Genomic DNA, 20,450 nt, shown 5'->3' with positions numbered 1-20,450 from the left:
CTTCAGTGCACGGTGCGGTTGCGATGCTCCAGGCGTGACAGCCAGCGTACCAGCGGCCACAGCAGCATCAGGTACAGCAGCGCGGCCAACACGATCGGCGACGGGTTGTACACCAGCGACTGGGCGTCACGCGCCACCCGCAGCAGCTCCGGCAACGCCACCACGCTGGCGATGGTGGTCAGCTTGATGACCTCGATGCAATTGCCCAGCAGGTCCGGCAGGGCGTTGCGGGTGGCCTGCGGCACCACCACGTAGGCCAGCGCCTGCAGCCGCGACAGGCCGGTCGAGCGTGCCGCCTCCATCTGCCCACGCGGGATGCTTTCGATACCGGCGCGAAAGACCTCGGCGAAGTAGCTGGAGTTGTTGAACATGAAGCCGATGGCGACCGCCGCCAGCTTGGGCAGGTCCACACCCAGGAACGGCGCGCCGAAGTAGATCAGGATCAGCAACACCAGCGGCGGAAAGGAGCGGAAGAAATCGACGTACACCGCCACCGCCACGCGCACCGCGCGCGAACCGACCTGCGAGGCCAGCAAAGCCAGCGCCAGTCCCGACAGCACGCCGATCGGGATCACCAGCAGCGACAGCCATACGGTGGTCCACAACCCGCCCAGCAGGAACGGCAATACCTCGCGGTAGACCTGCAGGTTGAAGAAATTCTGTAGCAAGGCTTGCATCGGTTTCCCCTAGCGCTTCCAGCGCCAACGTGTTTCCACCCAGCGCGCAAACAGGACTACCGGCACGAAGATCGCCAGGTAGGCGGCCGCGCCCAGCATCAGCGGGGTCGGGTTGCCGGCATTGCTGCTGGCTGCCTGCGCCGTGTTGAGGATCTCGGACAGCGCCACTACCGAACCCAATGCGGTGTTCTTGGTAATCGAGATGACCCGGTTGGTCAGCGGCGGCACCGCCATGCGCAAGGCTTGCGGCAACACCACCCAGAGCATGGTCTGGCCCCACGAAAGCCCGGTCGAGCGGGCCGCTTCGCGCTGCCCGGGCGGCAGCGCCAGGATGCCGGCCCAGATGCTTTCCTCGGCATACGCCGCCAGCACCAGCGACAGCGCCAGCCAGGTGGCGGTGAAGGACGACATCGACAGGTCGATGTACGGAAACGCAAAGAACAGCACGATGATCAGGATCAGCGGCGGCAGCGAGCGCAGGATATCGGCAAAGGCGACCACCGCCAGGCCCAGCGCGCGTTGCCCGCTGGCGCGCAACACCGCCAGCAGCAACCCCAGCAGCAGGCCGGCGGCGATCACGGCCAGGCTCAGCACCACGGTCACGCCCATGCCGCGCAGGATGTCGGGCCAGTAGCGGCCGGCGACCTCGGCATTGAAGAAGGTGAAGATGAATTGCTGCATGCTGCGCCACGCCTAGTGGGTGGCCGCGTAACGCGACACGAAGGCCTTGGTGCGGGCCTGCTGCGGATCGCCGAAGACCTGTTCCGGCGCGCCCTCCTCGACGATCACCCCACCGTCCATGAACACCACCCGGTCGGCGGCGGCACGGGCAAAGGCCATCTCGTGGGTCACCACCAGCATGGTCATGCCGGCATCGCGCAGTTGGCGCATGACCTGCAATACGCTGCCCACCAGTTCCGGATCGAGCGCGCTGGTGGGTTCGTCGAACAACATCACCTTGGGTTCGAGCGCAATGCCGCGCGCGATGCCCACGCGCTGCTGCTGCCCGCCCGACAACTGGCCCGGATAGGCGTCGGCCTTCTCCAGCATGTCCACCTGCTGCAAGGCGCGGCGCGCCCGCGCCAGCGCCTCGGCGTGCGGGTGGCGCTGCACCTTCCTGAGCGCCAGCATCACATTGCCCAGCACCGTCAGGTGCGGATACAGGTTGAATTGCTGGAACACCATGCCGATCTTCTGGCGCACCCGGTTCAGGTCGGTGCGGGCGTGCATGATATCGACCCCGTCCACCACGATCTGCCCGGCGCCAGGCTGTTCGAGCCGGTTGCAACAGCGCAGCATGGTGCTCTTGCCCGAGCCCGATGGGCCGATCACGCACACCAGCTGGCCTGCGCGCACGCGCAGGTCGATGCCGCGCAGCACCGGGTTGCCGTCATAGGATTTATGCAGGCCGACGATTTCGAGCATGGGCGAGGCGTTCATCGTTGCACTCAGCTGCACTTGGGGGTGACCGGGGTCGGGTCGTAGCCGTCCAGCCCGGGCACGCCCTGCCCCACCCCGACCTTGACCACGGTGGCGTCGGCTGCCGGCGTATAGCCGAACCACTTCTGTGCGATCTTGCCCAGCGTGCCATCCTGCTTCATGCACTTGAGCGCATTGCCGGCGGCGTCACGCCCGGCCCGGTCGTCGAGGCGAAACGCCAACGCCCACACCAGGCCGGTCTTGATGGTGAGGGTGGTCTGCACCGCCGGGTTCTGCTTGGCGGCCCAGGCAGCCACGGTGCTGCCGGCCAGGTTGGCCTCGGCACGCCCCGACTGCACCGCCTGCACCGCATCGGCATTGTTGCCATAGACGTCGTACTTGAAGCCATACTTGCCGGCATTGTCCCGGGCCCACAGCTCGTAGGCCGAGCCCTTGTTGACCGAGATCGTCTTGCCCTTGAGGTCTTCCAGCGCATGGATCGGCGTGGCGCCCTTCTTGATGACGAAGGTGTAGTCGGTATCGAGATAGCCTTCGGTAAACAACATGCTCCTGGCGCGCTCCGGGGTGGCCGTGACCGGGGCCAGCACGAAGTCGTATTTCTTGGCATTGAGCCCCGGCACCAGTCCCGAGAACTCGGTACCTTCGATCTCGATCTTGCGGCCCAGGCGTCGCGCCAGTTCTTCGCCCAGGTCGATATTGAAGCCCTGCAGCCCACCGCCCAGCTTGACCATGGCGTGCGGTGCGAAGGTGGCGTCGACGCCGGTCTTGAGCGGGCCCGACTGCGCCATGGCACAGGTGGCAACCAGCGACACGACGGCCGCGGCCATCAGTTGCGAGCACTTCAGCGACAACTTGGACGAAATCATTTCTTCTCCTGGGTGGACAGATCGGACGGGGTTAGCGGTGCGCCGGCGCCGGTGCGCTCGACGATCAGGCGGTAATGCTCGGGACGGCGATGCTTGGCAAAATTGAAGACGTGTTCGAGGAAGGTCTCGCCCAGGCCGAGGTCGCAGTTGGCAAAGATCACTTCGTCCTGTTCGCCCTGGGCCTGGGCCACGATCTCGCCGGTGGGGGCGACGATGGCCGAGCCGCCGATCATGTGGAAGCCGTCCTCCGAACCGCACTTGGCGGCGGCCGCCACCCACAGGCCGTTCTGGTAGGCGTTGGCCTGCAGCGACAGCAGGTGGTGGAACATGCGCAGGTGCGGCGGCTCGCTCCAGTGGATATTCCAGGATGGCGTGTTGTAGCCCAGCACCACCAGGCGTGCGCTCTGCAGGCTCATGACGCGATAGGTCTCGGGCCAGCGGCGGTCGTTGCACAGGCATTGGCCGATGCGGGTGCCCAGCATGTCGGCCACGCCGAAGCCGTCGTTGCCAACCTCGAAGTACTTCTTCTCCAGGTGCTGGAACGGGGCATCGGGCTTGTGATCGCTGTGGCCTGGCAAGTGGATCTTGCGGTAGCGCGCCACGATCCGCGCATTCTCGTCGACCAGGATCGAGCTGTTGTAACGGTGGCCGTCGGGCGTCAGTTCGCCATAGCCCAGGTAGAAACCCACCTTCAGTTGCGCGGCCAGTTCGAACAGGACACGGGTGTCGGGCCCGGGCATCTCGGCTTCGAAGAAGCGCGCATCGACCTCGGCCTGGTCCTCCATCCAGTAGCGCGGGAAGAAGGTGGTCAATGCCAGCTCGGGAAACACCACCATGCGTGCGCCGCGCGCGGCGGCCTCGCGCATCATCTCGATCAGGCGCGCCACCACGCGGCGGCGATCGTCGGCCAGGTCGACCGGGCCCATCTGCGCCACGGCCAGGCCGAAGCGTTCTTTGCTTGCGTTGCTGTTCAATTGGCGTCCCATGCTTTTCCCTTGAGGCCGAGCAAGCCCGGCAGATGACTGCGCACCGGCTTGCGCGCGATACTGGCCGGCTCCGGACACTGGCGGGCGATGTAGCGGCCCGAGCCGCGCTCGGCCTGCAGCTGGTTGTCGCGCACCACCACGCGCCCGCGACTGAGCACAAGCTCAGGCCAGCCGGTGATCTGGCGCCCCTCGTACGGCGTGTAGCCGACGTTGTCGTGCAGCATGGTCGCGCTGACGGTCTGCCGGCGTTCGGGGTCCCACAGGACGATGTCGGCGTCCAGCCCTTCGGCCAGGTTGCCCTTGCAGTGCGACAGGCCGTACATGTGCGCGTGGTTGGTGGCGCTCAGTTGCACGAATTCGTTGATGCTGATGCGCCCGCCCAGGACGCCTTCGGAAAACAGCAGCGGCAGGCGCAACTCGATGCCGGGCACGCCATTGGCCATTTCCTTGAAGGTGGTGTCCTCGCCGCGCGGCAGCTTGCCGCTTTCATCGAAGCGATACGGCGCATGGTCCGACGAATACATGCCCAGCGTGCCATCCTTGAGTCCGGCCCATACCGCTTCCTGCGCATTGGCGTCGCGCGGCGGCGGGCTGCAGCAGTACTTGGCGCCCTCCACCCCGGGCAGGTCGATGTCCTCGGCGGTCAAAAACAGGTACTGCGGGCAGCTCTCGGCAAAGATCTGCGCGCCCAGCAGCTTGGCGGCGCGAATTGTCTGCACCGTCTCGGCCCCGGCCACGTGCACGATCAGCACCGGCACCCCGATCAGGCGCGACAGGGCAATGGCGCGGTGGCTGGCCTCGGCCTCGGCCAGCGCGTCGTGCGCCACGGCGTGGAACTTCGGTGCGGTGTGGCCCTGGTCCAGCAGGCGCGAGGCCAGCCAGCGGATCATGTCGTGGTTCTCGGCATGGATCATCACCAGCGCGCCTTCCCTGCCGGCCAGCGCCATTACGTCCAGCAACTGGTAGTCATCCAGCTTCAAGGCGTTATAGGTCATGTAGACCTTGAGCGAGGTGATGCCGTCACGGATCGCCTGCGGCAGGTCATGCTGCAGCGCCTGCTGGTCGGGATCGGCCAGGATCAGGTGAAAGCCGTAGTCGATCACGGCCTTTTCGCGGGCGCGCCGGGCGTAATCCGAGATGACGTCGGGGATCCGGTTGCCGCGATGCTGGGCGGCAAACGGAATGATGGTGGTGGTGCCGCCAAAGGCCGCCGAGACGGTGCCCGAATAGAAATCGTCGGCGCACATCATGCCCATGCCGGACAACTGCTCGATGTGGCAGTGGCTGTCGATGCCGCCCGGCAGCACCCAGCGGCCGGTAGCGTCGATGTCCTGGCGGGCCGGCGGCAAGTCGCGCGCGATCTTGACGATCACGCCATCCTTGACGCCGATGTCGGCCATGAAGGTATCGCGGTCGGTCGAGATGCGGCCACCACGAATGGTCAGGTCAAAGTCCATCGACATTCCTCAGAAGGTACCGGGATAGGCGCCGCCATCCATCAGCAGGTTCTGGCCGGTGACGAAGCCTGCGTGGGCGCTGCACAGCCAGGCACAGGCCGCGCCGAATTCGTCGGGATGGCCGAAGCGCCCGGCCGGATTGGCCGCGCGCCGCTCAGCCAGGATCTGGTCGACGCTCTTGCCGCTGGCGCGGGCGCTGGCGGCGGCAGTGGTGAGCAGGCGCTCGGTCTCGAACGGTCCCGGCAGCAGGTTGTTGATGGTGACGTTGCGTGCCACCGTGGTGCGCGCCAGCCCGGCCACGAATCCGGTCAGTCCGGAGCGTGCGCCGTTGGACAGGCCCAGGATATCGATGGGCGCCTTGACCGCACCCGAGGTGATATTGACGATACGCCCGAAGCCGCGCGCCATCATGCCGTCGACGGTGGCCTTGATCAGCGCGATGGGGGTGAGCATGTTGGCGTCGATGGCGGCAATCCAGTCCTCGCGCGACCATTCGCGAAAGTCGCCCGGCTTGGGTCCGCCGGCATTGGTGACCAGGATGTCGGGCTGCGGGCAAGCCGCCAGTGCCAGTGCGCGACCTTCGACGGTGGTGATGTCACCGACCACGGTCCGGATGGTGGCCCCGGTCTGTTCGCCAATGGCTCGCGCGGCCGCTTCCAGCAGCTCGCCGCCCCGTGCGGTCATGGTCACGGCCACGCCTTCGCGCGCCAGCGCGGTGGCACAGGCCAGGCCCAGGCCCTTGCTCGATGCGCACACCAGTGCGGTGCGTCCTGCGATACCGAGGTCCATGCCGGCTCCTTATTCGATCACCAGCGCGCCGCGCTGGTCCAGCGACAGGCCCACGCGGGCGATGACGGCTTCCAGTTCGCGCTCGGTCTCGGGATCGATGCGCATGCCGGGCGAGCGGATCGCGTCGCTGGAGATGACGCCGCGCTTGCGGTAGACATACTTGCGCAGCGACAGGCCGATCTTGGGCTGGAACTCATAGCGGATCAGCGGACAATACCTGTCGAACGTGGCGGCGGCGCCTTCGAGGTCACCGGCGGCGAATTTCTGGTGGATGCGCACCAGTATCTCCGGAAACGCAAAGCCGGTCATGGTGCCTACCGCGCCCCGCTGCAGTTCTTCCAGGAAGTACACCCCACCCAGGCCGCCGAAGATGCGCATGGAGCCGCCGGCCAGGTCGCGGATGCGGCTGATCTTCTGGCCCACCGGCGGCTCTTCCATCTTGATGAAATTGACGCCGCCCTCGCGGCCCAGGCGGGCAATGACTTCGGCCTTGATCTCGGTGCCGAACGAATCGGGAAAGTCGTGGATCACCACCGGAATGTCGAGGGCGGCGGCGAGCGCCTTGTAATAGTCGAACTGCACCGCATCCGAGGCGTTGTCGAGCGGTGCGGCAAATACCGCTGCCGCGCCGGCCTGGGCCGCCTCCTGCGCCTGTTCGATGGCGCCGGCCAGGCCCAGGGCGCGCACGCCGACCCACACCGGCACGCGATCGCCGGCGCAGCGCACGAAGGTCTCGGCCACCGCACGCCGTTCGGCATTGGACAACTTGTGCGCCTCGCCCAGGAAACCCAGGATGGCCAGGCCCGACACCCCAGCCTCGATCTGGAAGTCGACCAGCGTGGCGATGCTGCCGAGGTCGAGCGAACCGTCGGCAAGGAAGGGCGTGGGGCAGATGGTATAGACGCCACGCGCGGTGGACAGCGATGCGTTGGACTGGGACATGAAGTTTCCGTAATGACGATGACAAGATGAACCGGCGAGCGGTCAGGTTGAAATTCATTGTGGTGGAGGCCCGGGGTCCTGTCGCTTTCCTTTTTGTGCGCAATCCTTAACCTGCTGTTAATGCCCGGCCGGCTTCTCGGGCAACGGCAAGCCATAGCCCTGCGCCTGCACCAATTGGCGCAGTTCGCCGATGAAGGCCTGGGTCAGTTGCGACAACGGCTCCAGTCGCATATGCACCAAATTGGCTTGCAGGATCGGCGCGCGCGCCACCGGACGCACCACCATCTGGCTGCTGCCGGCCCAGCTGCGCACCGAGAATTCGTCCACCAGCGCCACCCCGGCGCCCATCTGCACCAGCGAACAGGCGTTCTGGGGCGAGCCCACTTCCATGAAGGGCCGCAGGGGTTCTTCCTCGGCCTGGTAGAAACGCCCGACGATACCGCCAAAAGGCGAATCGCGGTCGTAGGAAATCAGCGGGAAAGGCCGCAGGTCGGCCAGCGCCAGGGTGCCGCGCCGGGTCAGCTCATGGTTGTAGGGCAGCACGCAGACCAGGCGGTTGCTGCACAGCGGCGTGACGTCCAGGTTGGGGTGTTCCATGGGCAGAATGATGATGCCCAGGTCGGCCTGGCGATTGAGCAGGCGCTCCTTGAGGTAGCCGTAGCTGAGGCAATGGAAGCTCAGCTTGACCTCGGGATGACGATGGCGAAACAGCGTCAGGGCCTGTGGAATGAGCATCTGCCCGATGCTGGGGCTGGAGACGATGTTGAGGATGCCGCTGCGGTTCTCGGCCAGGTCGGTGGCCAGTTCGTTGACCCGCTGCACGGCCTGGTAGACGCTCTCGACCTCATGGAACAGTTTCTTGGCTTCGGGCGTGGCGTACAGCCGCCCCTTGATGCGCTCGAACAGGGCAAAGCCGACCCGCTGTTCGGTATGCGACAACAGGCGGCTGACGGCCGGCTGCGAGACGAACAGCAACTGCGACGCGCCACTGATGGAGCCGGTGATCATCACCGCGCGGAAGATTTCGATCTGACGCAGGTTCAATGCCATGAGTCTCCACCATGCATAACCGGATGTTAAGGGGAACCGACAAATGAGCAAGGAGCATGCCCGGCGGCGTGGGGTACAGTGGTCGTATCCCTTGGCCTTCCGCTTCCCGCCCACTGACCATGTCCAATCCTTCGTCCGCGCGCCAGACCATCTTCGTCATCAATCCCAACAGCACCCAGGGCGTCACCGACGGCATCGACGCTGCCATGGCGCCGCTGCGCATGGCCGGCGGCCCCGACATCGAATGCCTGTCGCTGCCCAGCGGGCCGGCTGGCATCCAGAGCCAACACGATGTCGAAGCGGTAGCCCTGCCGCTGGTGGCGCTGGCGCGCTCGCTGCAGGCGCGTGCGGCGGCCTTCGTCGTCGCCTGCTTTTCCGACCCCGGCCTGCACGTGCTGCGCGAAGCGGTCGAGGTGCCTGTGCTGGGCATCATGGAGAGCGGCCTGCTCACCGCCTTGACCCTAGGCCAGCGGGTGGGCGTGATCGCCATCCTCGAGCGCTCCATCCCGCGCCACCTGCGCGCCTACGGCGCCATGGGGCTGCAGGCGCGGGTGGCGGCAGAGCTGGCGATAGGCCTGAACGTGACCGAACTGTCGCAGGCCGAGCGCACGCTGGCACGCATGATCGAGGTCGGCCACCGCCTGCGCGACGAACACGGCGCCGATGTGATCGTCATGGGTTGCGCCGGCATGGCGCAATATCGCCAGGCGCTGCAACAGGCGCTGGGCGTGCCGGTGGTCGAGCCCAGCCAGGCCGCCGTCGCCATGGCCATCGGGCGGGTAAGGATGAACTGGCATGGAGCCTGAGATGAGCCACGATACCGAACAACTGCTGACACAGCTGCGCGCCATCGTCGGTGACGCCGGCCTGGTCACCGACCTCGATGCGCAAGCGCCCTACCTCAAGGATTGGCTGGGCAAATGGCAGGGGCGCGTCGCCGCCGTGGTGCGTCCGGCCAATACCGCCGAGACCGCCGAGGTGGTGCGGCTGTGCCATGTGACCCACACCCCGATCGTCACGCAAGGGGGCAACACCGGCATGAGCGGCGGCGCCACGCCCGACGACAGCGGCGCCCAGGTGATCCTGTCGACCACCCGCATGAACCGCATCCGCGAGGTCGATCCGATCAACAACACGATGACGGTCGACGCCGGCGTGATCCTGGCCAATGCGCAGCAGGCGGCGCAGGAGGTGGGCCGCTATTTTCCGTTGAGCCTGGGCGCCGAAGGCAGTTGTACGGTGGGCGGCAACCTCGCCACCAACGCCGGCGGCATCGCCGTGCTGCGCTTTGGCAACATGCGCGAGCTGGCGCTGGGACTGGAGGTGGTGTTGCCCGATGGCCGGATCTGGAATGGACTGCGTGCGCTGCGCAAGGACAACACCGGCTACGACCTGCGCGATCTGTTCATCGGTTCCGAAGGCACGCTGGGCATCATCACCGGCGCCGTGCTCAAGCTGTTCGCGCAGTCTCATGCGCGCGCCACCGCCTGGGTCGGCGCCGATTCGCTGGAACAACTGGTCGAGCTGCTGGCCCGCACCCGGGCGCGCTGCGGCGAGCGCCTGGTGGCGTTCGAGATGATGTCGGCCGCATCGCTGGCGCTGGTACTGGCGCAGGTAGACCAGACCCGCGCGCCGCTGGCGCAACCGACCGTATTCAATGCCCTGGTCGAACTGGCCGACACCGAGGACAGCGGCCTGCAGCGGATGCTGGAAGACGTACTGGGACAGGCGCTGGAAGACGGGCTGATCGCCGATGCCATGTTCTGCGCCAGCCAGGCCCAGAGCGCGGCGCTATGGAAACTGCGCGAAGGCATTTCGCAGGCGCAGGTACGCGCCGGCAAGGTGATCAAGCACGACATCGCACTGCCGATCTCGTCGCTGGCGCCGTTCACGCATGCGGCCGAAGAGGCAATCGCCGGTTCCGGCCTGGGCGGCTGCGAGATCATCAACTTCGGCCACCTGGGCGATGGCAACCTGCACTTCAATGTGATGATCGCGCTGTCGTCGACCTATGATGAGCTCAGGCACGCCACGCTGGTGCTGAACCGGCTGGTGCATGACCTGGTCGCGCGCCTGAACGGCAGTATCAGCGCCGAACACGGCGTGGGGCAACTGCGGCGCGACGAACTGAAGCACTACAAGCAGCCGCTGGAGATGGAATTGATGATGCGCATCAAGCAGGCCTTCGATCCCAACCTGATCATGAATCCAGGCAAGCTGGTGTGAGGGTCTGGGTCAGGTATCACAACTGAAATGGCTGGCCTGTCGAAGCGCTGGCGCGAGGCTGGCCTGTTCAGACGTGCCTGGGCCGGTTAGAAGGCCAGTCGCAGATCGTCGATCGTGCGTCCAATGTGCCCGCTCTGCGCTTGCGGCACGCCCGCATCCTTGCCAGTTCAGTCCACGAGGCCAACGCATGGGTCGCTTGCTCGACGGCTTCGTTGACCAGCCCGAGCAGTCCATAGTGGTGCGCGACATGCCTGACATCCCTTGCCGTCACCGCGGAGAATTTTCCGTTGACCGACATCCAGTGCTGGCGCAAGCACCTATTGTCCCGGTCGTAGGCAAACGTAATATCGTAGGCCGGCGCCCGTCGCCTTGGCGCACGCACCGCAGCCGACGTGCCGAGCTGGATGATAGTCGAAAAAAATGCCGCCCAGCCAACGACTGGGCGGCATTTCCGGCAGGCCGGATCCTGATGCCTACTTCTTGCGTACCGGTGGCAGGTCGGTACAAGAGCCTTCTGCCACTTCGGCGGCCATGCCGAGCGATTCGCCCAGCGTCGGGTGCGGGTGGATGGTCTTGCCGATGTCGACCGCGTCGGCGCCCATCTCGATGGCCAGGGCCACTTCGCCGATCATGTCGCCGGCATGGGTGCCGACGATGCCGCCACCGATGATGCGATGGGTCTCGGCGTCGAACAGCAGCTTGGTGAAGCCTTCGGCACGGCCATTGGCCACGGCCCGGCCCGAGGCGGCCCACGGGAAGTGACCCTTCTCGAACTTGATGCCACGCGCGCGGGCTTCGTCCTCGGTCACGCCGACCCACGCCACTTCCGGATCGGTGTAGGCCACCGACGGAATCACGCTGGCATCGAAATGGCTCTTCTGGCCGGCGGCGGCTTCGGCCGCCACGTGGCCTTCATGCACCGCCTTGTGGGCCAGCATCGGCTGTCCCACCAGGTCGCCGATGGCGAAGATGTTGGGCACGTTGGTGCGCATCTGGCTGTCGACCGGGATGAAACCGCGATCGCCGACGATCACGCCGGCCTTGTCGGCCGCCAGCTTCTTGCCGTTGGGGCTGCGACCGACGGCCACCAGCACCAGGTCGTACAGTTGCGGCTCGGGCGCCTTGGCACCGGCCTCGGCCGCCTCGAAGGTGACCTTGATGCCTTCCGGCAGCGCTTCCACGGCCACCGTCTTGGTCTTGACCATGACGTTGTCGAAGCGCTTCTCGTTGAACTTCTGCCACACCTTGACCATGTCGCGGTCGGCGCCCTGCATCAGGCCGTCGAGCATTTCGACCACGTCGATGCGCGCACCGAGGGTCGAATAGACGGTCGCCATCTCCAGGCCGATGATGCCACCACCGATGACCAGCATGCGCTTGGGCACCTGGCGCAACTCCAGCGCACCGGTCGAGTCGACGATGCGCGGGTCTTGCGGCACGAACGGCAGGTTCACCACCGACGAGCCGGCGGCGATGATGGCCTGCTTGAACTTGACCACCTGCTTGCTGCCGTCTTCCGCTGTGACTTCGATATGGTTGGGTCCGGCGAACTGGCCATTGCCGCGCACCACGGCGACCTTGCGGGCGCGGGCCATGCCGGCCAGGCCGCCGGTCATGGTGCCGATTACCTTGTCCTTGTAGCCGCGCAACTTGTCGATGTCGATCTCGGGCTTGCCGAAGGTCACGCCGTGCGATGCCATGTTGGCGGTCTCGTCGATCACCGAGGTCACGTGCAGCAAGGCCTTGGACGGGATGCAGCCGACGTTGAGGCAAACGCCGCCCAGCGTGGCGTCGCGCTCGACGATGACGGTGTTGAGGCCGAGATCGGCGCCACGAAACGCCGCCGAATAACCGCCTGGACCGCCGCCCAGCACCATCAGGTCGCATTCGACATCGGCATTGCCACCAAAGCTGGCGGCAACCGGTGCGGTGGCAGCCGGTGCCGCGGCAGGCGTCGCAGCCGGTGCCGGCGCCGCAGCCGGGGCCGCCGCGGGGGCGGCCGCAGCCGGCGCGTCACCGCTGGCTTCCACCAGCAGCAGGATGGAGCCTTCGGCGACCTTGTCGCCGACCTTGACCTTCAGTTCCTTGACCACGCCGGCACCCGCCGACGGGATTTCCATGCTGGCCTTGTCGGACTCGACCGTGACCAGCGACTGGTCGACCTTGATCGTGTCGCCCACCTTGACCAGCAGTTCGATTACTTCCACTTCCTTGAAGTCGCCGATATCGGGGACCTTGACTTCCGAGAGACTCATTGTCTTGACTCCGTTATGTTCTGTTGTCCATGCGCGTGCCGGCACTGGCCGGCACGCCTGGCACCGCTTACAGCAGCGACTTGCGCAGGTCGCCCAGCACTTCGGCCAGGTAGGCCGAGAAGCGGGCGCCCATGGCGCCGTCCACCACCCGGTGGTCGTAGGACAACGAAGTCGGCAGGATCAGGCGCGGCGCGAATTGCTTGCCGTCCCACACCGGCTTGATGGTCGACTTGGACAAGCCCAGGATCGCCACTTCGGGGGCGTTGATGATGGGCGTGAAGGCGGTGCCGCCAATGCCACCCAGGGACGAGATGGTGAACGTCGCGCCCTGCATGTCGGCCGGCTTGAGCTTGCCGTCACGCGCCTGCGCCGACAGCTCGCCCATCTCCTGGGCGATCTGGCCGATGCTCTTCTGGTCGGCGTTCTTGATCACCGGCACCACCAGGCCTTGCGGCGTGTCGGCCGCGAAGCCGATGTTGTAGTACTGCTTCAGGATCAGGTTTTCGCCCTTGGCATCCAGCGACGAATTGAAGGCCGGGAATTTCTTCAGGGCCGCGACACTGGCCTTGATGACGAACGCCAGCATGGTCAGCTTGACCGGCGACTTGGCCTTGGCATAGGCGTCGTTGGAGGTCTTGCGGAATTCTTCGAGCTCGGTGACATCGGCTTCGTCGAATTGCGTCACGTGCGGGATCATCACCCAGTTGCGGTGCAGGTTGGGACCGCTGATCTTCTTGATGCGCGACAGCGGCAGCAGCTCGGTGTTGCCGAACTTGCTGAAGTCCAGCGACGGCCACGGCAACAGGTCCATGCCGGCGCCACTGCCGTTCTTGCCCGGTGCGCCAGCGACTTGCGTGCTGCCGGCCATGACGCCCTTGACGAAGTTCTGCACGTCGATCTGCAGGATACGGCCCTTGGGGCCGGTCGCCGGCACGCGGCCCAGGTCCACTCCCAGTTCGCGCGCGAACTTGCGCACCGATGGCGACGCGTGCGCCTTGCCGCCGGTGTTGACGGCCGATGCACTGGCGATGACCGGAGCAGCCGGGGCGGCGGCCGGTGCCGCGGCAGGTGCGGGTGCCGAGGCCTGCGCTGCCGCCGGCGCGGCGGCAGCCTGCGCGGCCGGCGCCGCCGCAGGCGCACCGCCGGTGGTTTCCAGCGTGGCGATGATGCTGCCCTTGGCGACCTTGTCGCCCAGCTTGATCTTCAGTTCCTTGATGACGCCGGCATGGCTGGATGGAATCTCCATGCTGGCCTTGTCGGATTCGACGGTCAGCAACGACTGCTCGGCCTTGACCGTGTCGCCCACCTTGACCATCACCTCGATGACTTCGACTTCCTTGAAGTCGCCGATGTCCGGCACTTCGATCTCGACCACGCCACCGGCTGCGGCTGGTGCGGGCGCCGCAGCTGCCGTCGCCGCAGGTGCAGGTGCCGAAGCCTCGGCTGCAGCCGGGGCCGCCGCTGCGGCCTGGGGTGCCGGGGCGGCGCCGGCGCCATCGGCCTCGACGATCACCAGCAGCGAACCCTCGGCGATCTTGTCACCGACCTTGACCTTGATTTCCTTGATCACGCCCGCCTGGCTGGACGGGATTTCCATGCTGGCCTTGTCGGACTCGACCGTCACCAGCGACTGGTCGACCTTGACCGTGTCGCCCACCTTGACCATCACCTCGATGACTTCGACTTCCTTGAAATCGCCGATGTCCGGGACTTTTACTTCGACTTGACTCATCTGTTGCGCTCCATTGTTCTGTGGTCCCGCCATGGGCCGGGGACTGCTGTGTCGCGTTATGAAGGTCCTGCTGCCGCAGCCAGAGTATGGCATGACTGGCGCCGGCCTCCTGCTTTCGGGAGGTCTCGCACAAGACACATCCCCGCGGTCAGTTCGACTGAAGCGGGGATGGTCCTGGCCTGCGCAGACTTATACGGTCACCGGGTTGGGCTTGTTGGGGTCGATGCCATACTTGGCGATCGCCTCGGCCACCACGGAACCCTTGATCTTGCCTTCGTCGGCCAGCGACTTCAATGCCGCCACGGCCACGAAGTAACGGTTCACCTCGAAGAACTCGCGCAGCTTGGCGCGGGTGTCGGAGCGACCATAGCCGTCGGTGCCCAGCACCTTGTACGAACGGCCCTTCGGCACGAACGCGCGGACCTGCTCGGCATAGGTGCGCATGTAGTCGGTGGACACCACGATCGGGCCTTCGCTGCCTTCCAGCGATTGCTCGAAGTAGCTCTTCTTCGGGGCATCGGCCGGATGCAGCATGTTCCAGCGTTCCACGTCCTGGCCATCGCGGGCCAGCAGCGTGAAGGACGGCGCCGACCAGACATCGGCATCGACCTTCCAGTCCTCGCGCAGCAGGTCGGCCGCGGCGATGACCTCGCGCAGGATGGTGCCCGAACCCAGCAGCTGCACGCGCAGCTTGTTCTTCTTCTCGCTTTCGTTGAGCAGGTACAGGCCCTTGAGGATGCCCTCTTCCTGGCCCGGCTTGATGCCTGGATGACCGTAGTTCTCGTTCATCACGGTGATGTAGTAGAACACGTCTTCCTGGTTGGCCACCATGCGGCGCAGGCCGTCATGGATGATCACCGCGACTTCGTGGGCGAAGGTCGGGTCGTAAGGTACGCAGTTCGGGATCGCCGAGGCGAACACATGGCTGTGGCCGTCTTCATGCTGCAGGCCTTCACCGTTCAAGGTGGTACGACCGGCGGTGCCGCCGATCAGGAAGCCGCGCGCACGCATGTCGCCCGCTGCCCATGCCAGGTCGCCGATGCGCTGCAGGCCGAACATCGAGTAGTAGGTATAGAACGGGATCATCACCCGGTTGTTGGTCGAGTACGAGGTCGCCGCGGCGATCCACGAGCTCATGCCGCCGGCTTCGTTGATGCCCTCCTGCAGGATCTGGCCGGCCTTGTCTTCGCGGTAGTACATCACCTGGTCCTTGTCGACCGGTTCGTACAGCTGGCCGACCTGGCTGAAGATGCCGATCTGGCGGAACAGGCCTTCCATACCGAAGGTTCGCGATTCGTCGACCATGATCGGCACCACGCGCTGGCCCAGGTTGGGGTCGCGCAGCAGTGCGGTCAGCACGCGCGAATAGGCGGCCGTGGTCGAGATTTCGCGGCCTTCGGCGGTCGGTTCGAGCATCGCCTGGAACGCCGACAGCTCGGGCACCGGCAGCTTTTCGTCGGCTTGCGGACGGCGCTGCGGCAGGTAACCGCCCAGGGCCTTGCGGCGCTCGTGCAGGTACTGCATCTCGGGCGTGTCGTCGGATGGCTTGAAGAACGGGATATTGGGCAGATCGGCGTCCGAGATCGGCAGCTGGAAGCGGTCGCGCATGGCGCGGATGGCTTCGTCGTCCAGTTTCTTGGTGTTGTGCGCGGTGTTGCGCGCCTCGCCGGCCTTGCCGAAACCATAGCCCTTGATCGACTTGGCCAGGATCACGGTCGGTTGGTCGCGGCTGTCCTGCGCGACCTTGAAGGCGGCGTAGATCTTGTGCGGGTCGTGGCCGCCACGGGTCAGGCGCCAGATGTCGTCGTCCGACATCTTGCTGACCAGTTCCAGCAGCTTGGGGTGCTTGCCGAAGAAGTGCTTGCGCACGAAGGCGCCGTCCTTGGCCTTGTAGTTCTGATATTCACCGTCGACGGTTTCCATCATCACCTTCTGCAGGATGCCATCCTTGTCGCGCGCCAGCAGCTCGTCCCAGCCGCTGCCCCAGATGACCTTGACCACGTTCCAGCCGGCGCCACGGAAGTCGGATTCGAGTTCCTGGATGATCTTGCTATTGCCGCGCACCGGGCCATCCAGGCGTTGCAGGTTGCAGTTGACCACGATCACCAGGTTGTTGAGGCGTTCGCGACCGGCCATGCCGATGGCGCCCATCGATTCCGGCTCGTCCATCTCGCCGTCGCCACAGAAGGCCCACACCTTGCGGTTGTCGGTCTTGGCGATGCCACGTGCGTGCAGGTACTTCAGGAAGCGCGCCTGGTAGATGGCCATCAACGGTCCCAGACCCATCGAGACCGTCGGGAACTGCCAGAACTCGGGCATCAGCTTGGGGTGTGGATACGAAGACAGGCCCTTGCCATCGGCTTCGCGACGGAAATGGACCAGCTGGTCCTCGGTCAGGCGGCCTTCGAGGAAAGCACGCGCGTAGATGCCGGGCGAGGAGTGGCCCTGGATATACAGCAGGTCGCCGCCGTGGTCTTCGCTCGGGGCGTGCCAGAAATGGTTGAAACCGATGCCCAGCATGTTGGCCAGCGAGGCAAACGAGGACAGGTGGCCACCCAGGTCGCCATCGACGCGGTTGGCCTTGACCACCATGGCCATGGCGTTCCAGCGCATCCACGAACGCAGGCGCTCTTCATACTCGAGGTTGCCGGGGCAATGCTCGCCCTGGTCGGCGGGAATGGTGTTGACGTAGGCCGTGTTGCTGGAGAAGGGAATGTGGGCGCCGCGACGGCGAGCCAGGTCGACCATGCGTTCCATCAGGTAGTGGGCGCGGTCCGGGCCTTCCTTTTCGATCACGGCTTCGAGGGCGTCCAGCCACTCCTGGGTTTCCATCACGTCGGGATCGTTGGCGGCCTGCGCCAGGACTTGGTCGATTTGGGCTGACATGTCATGTCTCCTGTTTGTTGAAGGCTCCTGCCGGTCTGATGGACTCAGCGGGTCGGTCGGGTCGTTCAATGCGTTCGTTGTCTGTTGCCGCCGGCTATGTCGGCAAGACCATATCAACAGCTGATTCAACAGCTAATGTAAGGTCTTCCAGCCTTGAGGACGACGAATTCTAACAGGGAATTTTTGATTTTCAAATTACGATAAGTGATTTCATAATATGAAAATTTGCTGCAAAGCGGCATGAACAGGGGCGTTGCGGGCGATGATTTTCGAGGCGCGGATCGAATCGCAGGCCTCCGAGGGCGGTTTGCAGTGCGCAAAACTAACAGGCGGCCGGCGGCCGCCACCGCAGCGATGGCCATCGGGTCAAGCCGGGGAAGCTGCCGCTAGACGCTGATATTGCCCAGCGTGCTGGCGCGGTAGGCGGCGACGAAGGTATCGAAGTCCCCGATCTGGGTCCGTTCGATATCGTCCTGGGCTTGCAGCGACGCACGCACCATGGCCTCGAACTCGGCCGTACGGGCCGCATCGAGCGGTCGCGCCAGCATCTGCTCGGCCTGGCGGGTGCTGTTTTGCAGCGCGAAGGCGGCAAACGAATTGCCGGCGGCACCGATCTCGCGCAATACGCGGGCCGACGGCGTGGCGTCCGGATCGGCCAGCTTGATGCGTTGTGCCGCCAGGGCATCGCCGTGTTGGCTGCCGCCGGCATGCAGGTCGAGCAACTCGGCCACCGCCTGCATGCGATCGAGCAGTTGCCCGCCCCACTGGCTCAGGCCGATGGCTTGCCCCTTGAACTGCAATTGCAATCCGGGCTGGCGCCCTTGCTTGACGGTCGCCATGAAATTGGCGCGATTCTCGGCGCCTTCGGCGTCGGAGGTCAGGCAGCTCTGCTCCAGCGCCAGGAAGTGCAGGAACACATCCAGGAAACGCGCCGTCTGCAGGTTGATGCCCAGCGGATCGAAGGGATCGATGTCCATGCAGCGCACCTCGACGTACTGCACGCCACGTGCCGACAGCGCCTGCACCGGGCGCTCGCCGCTGTAGATCACGCGCTTGGGACGGATCGCCGAGTAGAACTCGTTCTCGATCTGCAGGATATTGGTATTGATCTGCACCCACTCGCCGTCGCGCTTGGTGCCGATCGCCTCGTACGGCGGATAGGGTTCGCTGACCGCATGCGAGAGGCTGCGAATATAGGCCGGCAGGTTGTTGTAGTGCGGCGTGATATTGGCCTGGGCATTGTTCTGGTAACCCAGGTCGCTCATGCGCAGGCTGGTGCCGTAGGGCAGGTACAGGGTATCGGCCGAGAGTGTCTCGAGCTGGTGCGGGCGGCCGCGCAGGAAATTGGTGGCCACCGCCGGCGAGGCACCGAACAGATACATCAACAGCCAACTGTAGCGACGGAAATTGCGGATCAGCGCGATATAGCGTTCCGACTGGTAATCACGGCGCGAGACCGAGACGTCGACCCGCTCGTCGCTCTCGTCGCCAGCCCGCAGCGCCTCCCACAGGCCCTCGTCGAGCGAGAAATTGTAGTGGATGCCGGCGATGCACTGCATGGTGCGGCCGTAGCGCAGCGCCAGGCCGCGCCTGTATACATGCTTGAGCATGCCGATGTGGGAACTGCCATACCAGGCCAGCGGGATCTCGTCCTCGGGCGGCAGCTCGCACGGCATCGAGGCGTTCCACAACACCTCGCCGCCCAGGCGCGGATAGGCAAAGCGATGGATCTCGTCGAGCCGTTGCAGGGCGATGGCAATGTCGGGCTCGGCCGGGGTGATGAATTCGACCAGCGACTCCGAATAATCGGTGGTGATCAATTCATTGGTGAGGGCCGAACCGAGCGCGGCGGGATGCGGCGTATGCGCCAGCTGGCCGGCCCGGTCCACGCGCAGGGTCTCGCGCTCCACGCCGCGCAAGCCGCCACCGAGCAAGCCCAGGTGTTGCTCGCTGGCAAGCAGTTGCAGGCGGCGGGTCAGCAGATCGGTCATGCGGTGGTCCTTGAAAATGGCGATTCAGCACAAGCCCTGCTACGGGGGCTCGCGATTTGGTTGCGGGAGCATAACCGAAAACGCCAATTGTCGCCGTTGGTCCCGAAAAACCGACCACGCCGGTGGCGGTGGACGGTTTTGTTATCTTCCCGACAACGTCGAACGGGCTGGCGCTGCCTGCGCGGGCGCGGCACGCTTTATAATTCCAGGTTGCGCCGCGCGCAGCCGGCCCCATGTGAGGCTGCCGCCCTCTCCTTTCAGCCTCTTTGCCTCTATATCTGCCATGCCAGCTCAACTGATCGATGGAAACCTGCTCTCCCAACAACTGCGCGCCGATGTCGCCCGCCGCGCCGCTGCCCTGACCGCACAGGGCAAGCAGCCCGGACTGGCGGTGATCCTGGTGGGCGACAGCCCGGCTTCGCAAGTCTATGTGCGCAACAAGGTCAAGGCCTGCGAAGACAACGGCCTGCATTCGGTGTTCGAGAAATACGACGCCACGCTGACCGAGGCCGACCTGCTGGCACGTATCGACGCACTCAACCACGACCCCAAGATCAACGGCATCCTGGTGCAACTGCCGCTGCCGGCGCATATCGACTCGCACAAGGTGATCGAGGCGATCGCCCCCGAGAAGGACGTCGACGGCTTTCATATCAGCAATGCCGGCCTGCTGATGACCGGCCAGCCGTTGTTCCGTCCGTGCACCCCCTACGGCGTCATGAAGATGCTCGAATCGATCGACTATCCCGTGCGCGGCGCCAATGCGGTGGTGGTGGGCGCGTCCAACATCGTGGGCAAGCCGCAGGCGATGTTGCTCTTGCAAGCCGGTGCCACCGTCACTATCTGTAACTCCAAGACCCGCGACCTGGGCCACCATACGCGTGGCGCCGACATCCTGGTGGTGGCCACCGGCCGGCGCAATATCGTCACCGCCGACATGGTCAAGCCGGGTGCGGTGGTGATCGACGTCGGCATGAACCGCGACGACAACGGCAAGCTGTGCGGCGACGTCGACTTCGCCAACGCACGCGAAGTGGCCGGCTGGATCACTCCGGTGCCGGGTGGCGTCGGTCCCATGACCATCACCATGCTGCTGGTCAACACGATCGAAGCCGCCGAACGGTCCTGATGTAATGAATGACGCCCCGCATGG

The 20,450-nt window shown here is 65.3% G+C and carries 16 protein-coding genes; 3 read left to right on the top strand and 13 right to left on the bottom strand.

The features are described from left to right. Positions 1-2: 2 nt before the first annotated feature. The 9 genes from PMI40_RS02545 to PMI40_RS02505 form a co-directional block, all read right to left on the bottom strand. Entirely contained in the window at positions 3-677 is a 675-nt protein-coding gene (locus PMI40_RS02545) for an amino acid ABC transporter permease (RefSeq protein WP_008111805.1), read from the bottom strand. A gap of 9 nt (positions 678-686) precedes the next feature. Then, on the bottom strand, positions 687-1,358 hold the full coding sequence (locus PMI40_RS02540) for an amino acid ABC transporter permease (protein WP_008111803.1): 672 nt from the start codon (positions 1,356-1,358) through the stop codon (positions 687-689). 12 nt (positions 1,359-1,370) lie between these two features. Next, positions 1,371-2,117 carry an amino acid ABC transporter ATP-binding protein gene (locus tag PMI40_RS02535; RefSeq protein ID WP_008111800.1) on the bottom strand — a complete coding sequence of 249 codons (747 nt, stop codon included), beginning with the start codon at positions 2,115-2,117 and terminating at the stop codon, positions 1,371-1,373. 8 nt (positions 2,118-2,125) lie between these two features. Continuing rightward, positions 2,126-2,983, bottom strand: coding sequence for a transporter substrate-binding domain-containing protein (locus tag PMI40_RS02530; protein WP_008111799.1), 858 nt, complete (start codon positions 2,981-2,983; stop codon positions 2,126-2,128). Further along, complete coding sequence (locus tag PMI40_RS02525; RefSeq protein ID WP_008111797.1) at positions 2,980-3,969, bottom strand: N-carbamoyl-D-amino-acid hydrolase; 990 nt, start codon at positions 3,967-3,969, stop codon at positions 2,980-2,982. The genes PMI40_RS02530 and PMI40_RS02525 overlap by 4 nt, the downstream gene beginning before the upstream one ends. After that, complete coding sequence (gene hydA / locus PMI40_RS02520; RefSeq protein WP_008111795.1) at positions 3,954-5,426, bottom strand: dihydropyrimidinase; 1,473 nt, start codon at positions 5,424-5,426, stop codon at positions 3,954-3,956. Before hydA ends, PMI40_RS02525 begins: the two co-directional genes overlap by 16 nt. A 9-nt stretch (positions 5,427-5,435) precedes the next feature. After that, entirely contained in the window at positions 5,436-6,215 is a 780-nt protein-coding gene (locus PMI40_RS02515) for an SDR family oxidoreductase (protein ID WP_008111793.1), read from the bottom strand. Between the two features lie 9 nt (positions 6,216-6,224). Next, positions 6,225-7,157, bottom strand: coding sequence for a dihydrodipicolinate synthase family protein (locus PMI40_RS02510; RefSeq protein ID WP_008111792.1), 933 nt, complete (start codon positions 7,155-7,157; stop codon positions 6,225-6,227). A gap of 117 nt (positions 7,158-7,274) precedes the next feature. After that, complete coding sequence (locus tag PMI40_RS02505) at positions 7,275-8,207, bottom strand: LysR family transcriptional regulator (RefSeq protein WP_008111790.1); 933 nt, start codon at positions 8,205-8,207, stop codon at positions 7,275-7,277. Positions 8,208-8,326: 119 nt separating this feature from the next. Between PMI40_RS02505 and PMI40_RS02500 the strand changes: the two genes are divergently transcribed. Together PMI40_RS02500 and PMI40_RS02495 are read left to right on the top strand one after the other, a co-directional pair. Beyond that, positions 8,327-9,013: an aspartate/glutamate racemase family protein gene (locus PMI40_RS02500; protein WP_008111788.1), complete on the top strand. Its 687-nt coding sequence runs from the start codon at positions 8,327-8,329 to the stop codon at positions 9,011-9,013. Between the two features lies 1 nt (position 9,014). Next, positions 9,015-10,433 (top strand): FAD-binding oxidoreductase, encoded by a 1,419-nt coding sequence (locus tag PMI40_RS02495; protein WP_008111785.1) that lies wholly within the window; start codon positions 9,015-9,017, stop codon positions 10,431-10,433. Positions 10,434-10,906: 473 nt separating this feature from the next. On the opposite strand, the gene lpdA is transcribed toward PMI40_RS02495, so the two are convergent. From lpdA to gshA, 4 genes are all read right to left on the bottom strand, one after another. Beyond that, complete coding sequence (gene lpdA / locus PMI40_RS02490) at positions 10,907-12,688, bottom strand: dihydrolipoyl dehydrogenase (RefSeq protein WP_008111784.1); 1,782 nt, start codon at positions 12,686-12,688, stop codon at positions 10,907-10,909. A 67-nt stretch (positions 12,689-12,755) separates the two neighbouring features. Then, positions 12,756-14,420 carry a dihydrolipoyllysine-residue acetyltransferase gene (gene aceF, locus PMI40_RS02485; protein ID WP_008111782.1) on the bottom strand — a complete coding sequence of 555 codons (1,665 nt, stop codon included), beginning with the start codon at positions 14,418-14,420 and terminating at the stop codon, positions 12,756-12,758. Positions 14,421-14,609: 189 nt separating this feature from the next. Beyond that, on the bottom strand, positions 14,610-17,306 hold the full coding sequence (gene aceE, locus PMI40_RS02480; protein WP_008111780.1) for a pyruvate dehydrogenase (acetyl-transferring), homodimeric type: 2,697 nt from the start codon (positions 17,304-17,306) through the stop codon (positions 14,610-14,612). A 386-nt stretch (positions 17,307-17,692) separates the two neighbouring features. Then, a complete protein-coding gene (gene gshA / locus PMI40_RS02475; protein WP_008111778.1) occupies positions 17,693-19,297 on the bottom strand; it encodes a glutamate--cysteine ligase in 1,605 nt (534 codons plus the stop codon). A 283-nt stretch (positions 19,298-19,580) separates the two neighbouring features. Here gshA and folD point away from each other — a divergent pair, with 283 nt between their 5' ends. Beyond that, entirely contained in the window at positions 19,581-20,426 is an 846-nt protein-coding gene (folD, locus tag PMI40_RS02470) for a bifunctional methylenetetrahydrofolate dehydrogenase/methenyltetrahydrofolate cyclohydrolase FolD (RefSeq protein ID WP_008111775.1), read from the top strand. Positions 20,427-20,450: the final 24 nt, after the last annotated feature.

The organism is Herbaspirillum sp. YR522 (genome assembly GCF_000282575.1).
Lineage (GTDB): Bacteria > Pseudomonadota > Gammaproteobacteria > Burkholderiales > Burkholderiaceae_D > Herbaspirillum.
This window is presented reverse-complemented; position numbering and strand designations above follow the sequence as displayed.

What these genes read in the sequence shown, in the direction of transcription:
- PMI40_RS02545 (WP_008111805.1), bottom strand. Translation starts at nt 677, where the DNA reads ATGCAAGCCTTGCTACAGAATTTCTTCAACCTGCAGGTCTACCGCGAG.
- PMI40_RS02540 (WP_008111803.1), bottom strand. Translation starts at nt 1,358, where the DNA reads ATGCAGCAATTCATCTTCACCTTCTTCAATGCCGAGGTCGCCGGCCGC.
- PMI40_RS02535 (WP_008111800.1), bottom strand. Translation starts at nt 2,117, where the DNA reads ATGAACGCCTCGCCCATGCTCGAAATCGTCGGCCTGCATAAATCCTAT.
- PMI40_RS02530 (WP_008111799.1), bottom strand. Translation starts at nt 2,983, where the DNA reads ATGATTTCGTCCAAGTTGTCGCTGAAGTGCTCGCAACTGATGGCCGCG.
- PMI40_RS02525 (WP_008111797.1), bottom strand. Translation starts at nt 3,969, where the DNA reads ATGGGACGCCAATTGAACAGCAACGCAAGCAAAGAACGCTTCGGCCTG.
- hydA (WP_008111795.1), bottom strand. Translation starts at nt 5,426, where the DNA reads ATGGACTTTGACCTGACCATTCGTGGTGGCCGCATCTCGACCGACCGC.
- PMI40_RS02515 (WP_008111793.1), bottom strand. Translation starts at nt 6,215, where the DNA reads ATGGACCTCGGTATCGCAGGACGCACCGCACTGGTGTGCGCATCGAGC.
- PMI40_RS02510 (WP_008111792.1), bottom strand. Translation starts at nt 7,157, where the DNA reads ATGTCCCAGTCCAACGCATCGCTGTCCACCGCGCGTGGCGTCTATACC.
- PMI40_RS02505 (WP_008111790.1), bottom strand. Translation starts at nt 8,207, where the DNA reads ATGGCATTGAACCTGCGTCAGATCGAAATCTTCCGCGCGGTGATGATC.
- PMI40_RS02500 (WP_008111788.1), top strand. Translation starts at nt 8,327, where the DNA reads ATGTCCAATCCTTCGTCCGCGCGCCAGACCATCTTCGTCATCAATCCC.
- PMI40_RS02495 (WP_008111785.1), top strand. Translation starts at nt 9,015, where the DNA reads ATGAGCCACGATACCGAACAACTGCTGACACAGCTGCGCGCCATCGTC.
- lpdA (WP_008111784.1), bottom strand. Translation starts at nt 12,688, where the DNA reads ATGAGTCTCTCGGAAGTCAAGGTCCCCGATATCGGCGACTTCAAGGAA.
- aceF (WP_008111782.1), bottom strand. Translation starts at nt 14,420, where the DNA reads ATGAGTCAAGTCGAAGTAAAAGTCCCGGACATCGGCGATTTCAAGGAA.
- aceE (WP_008111780.1), bottom strand. Translation starts at nt 17,306, where the DNA reads ATGTCAGCCCAAATCGACCAAGTCCTGGCGCAGGCCGCCAACGATCCC.
- gshA (WP_008111778.1), bottom strand. Translation starts at nt 19,297, where the DNA reads ATGACCGATCTGCTGACCCGCCGCCTGCAACTGCTTGCCAGCGAGCAA.
- folD (WP_008111775.1), top strand. Translation starts at nt 19,581, where the DNA reads ATGCCAGCTCAACTGATCGATGGAAACCTGCTCTCCCAACAACTGCGC.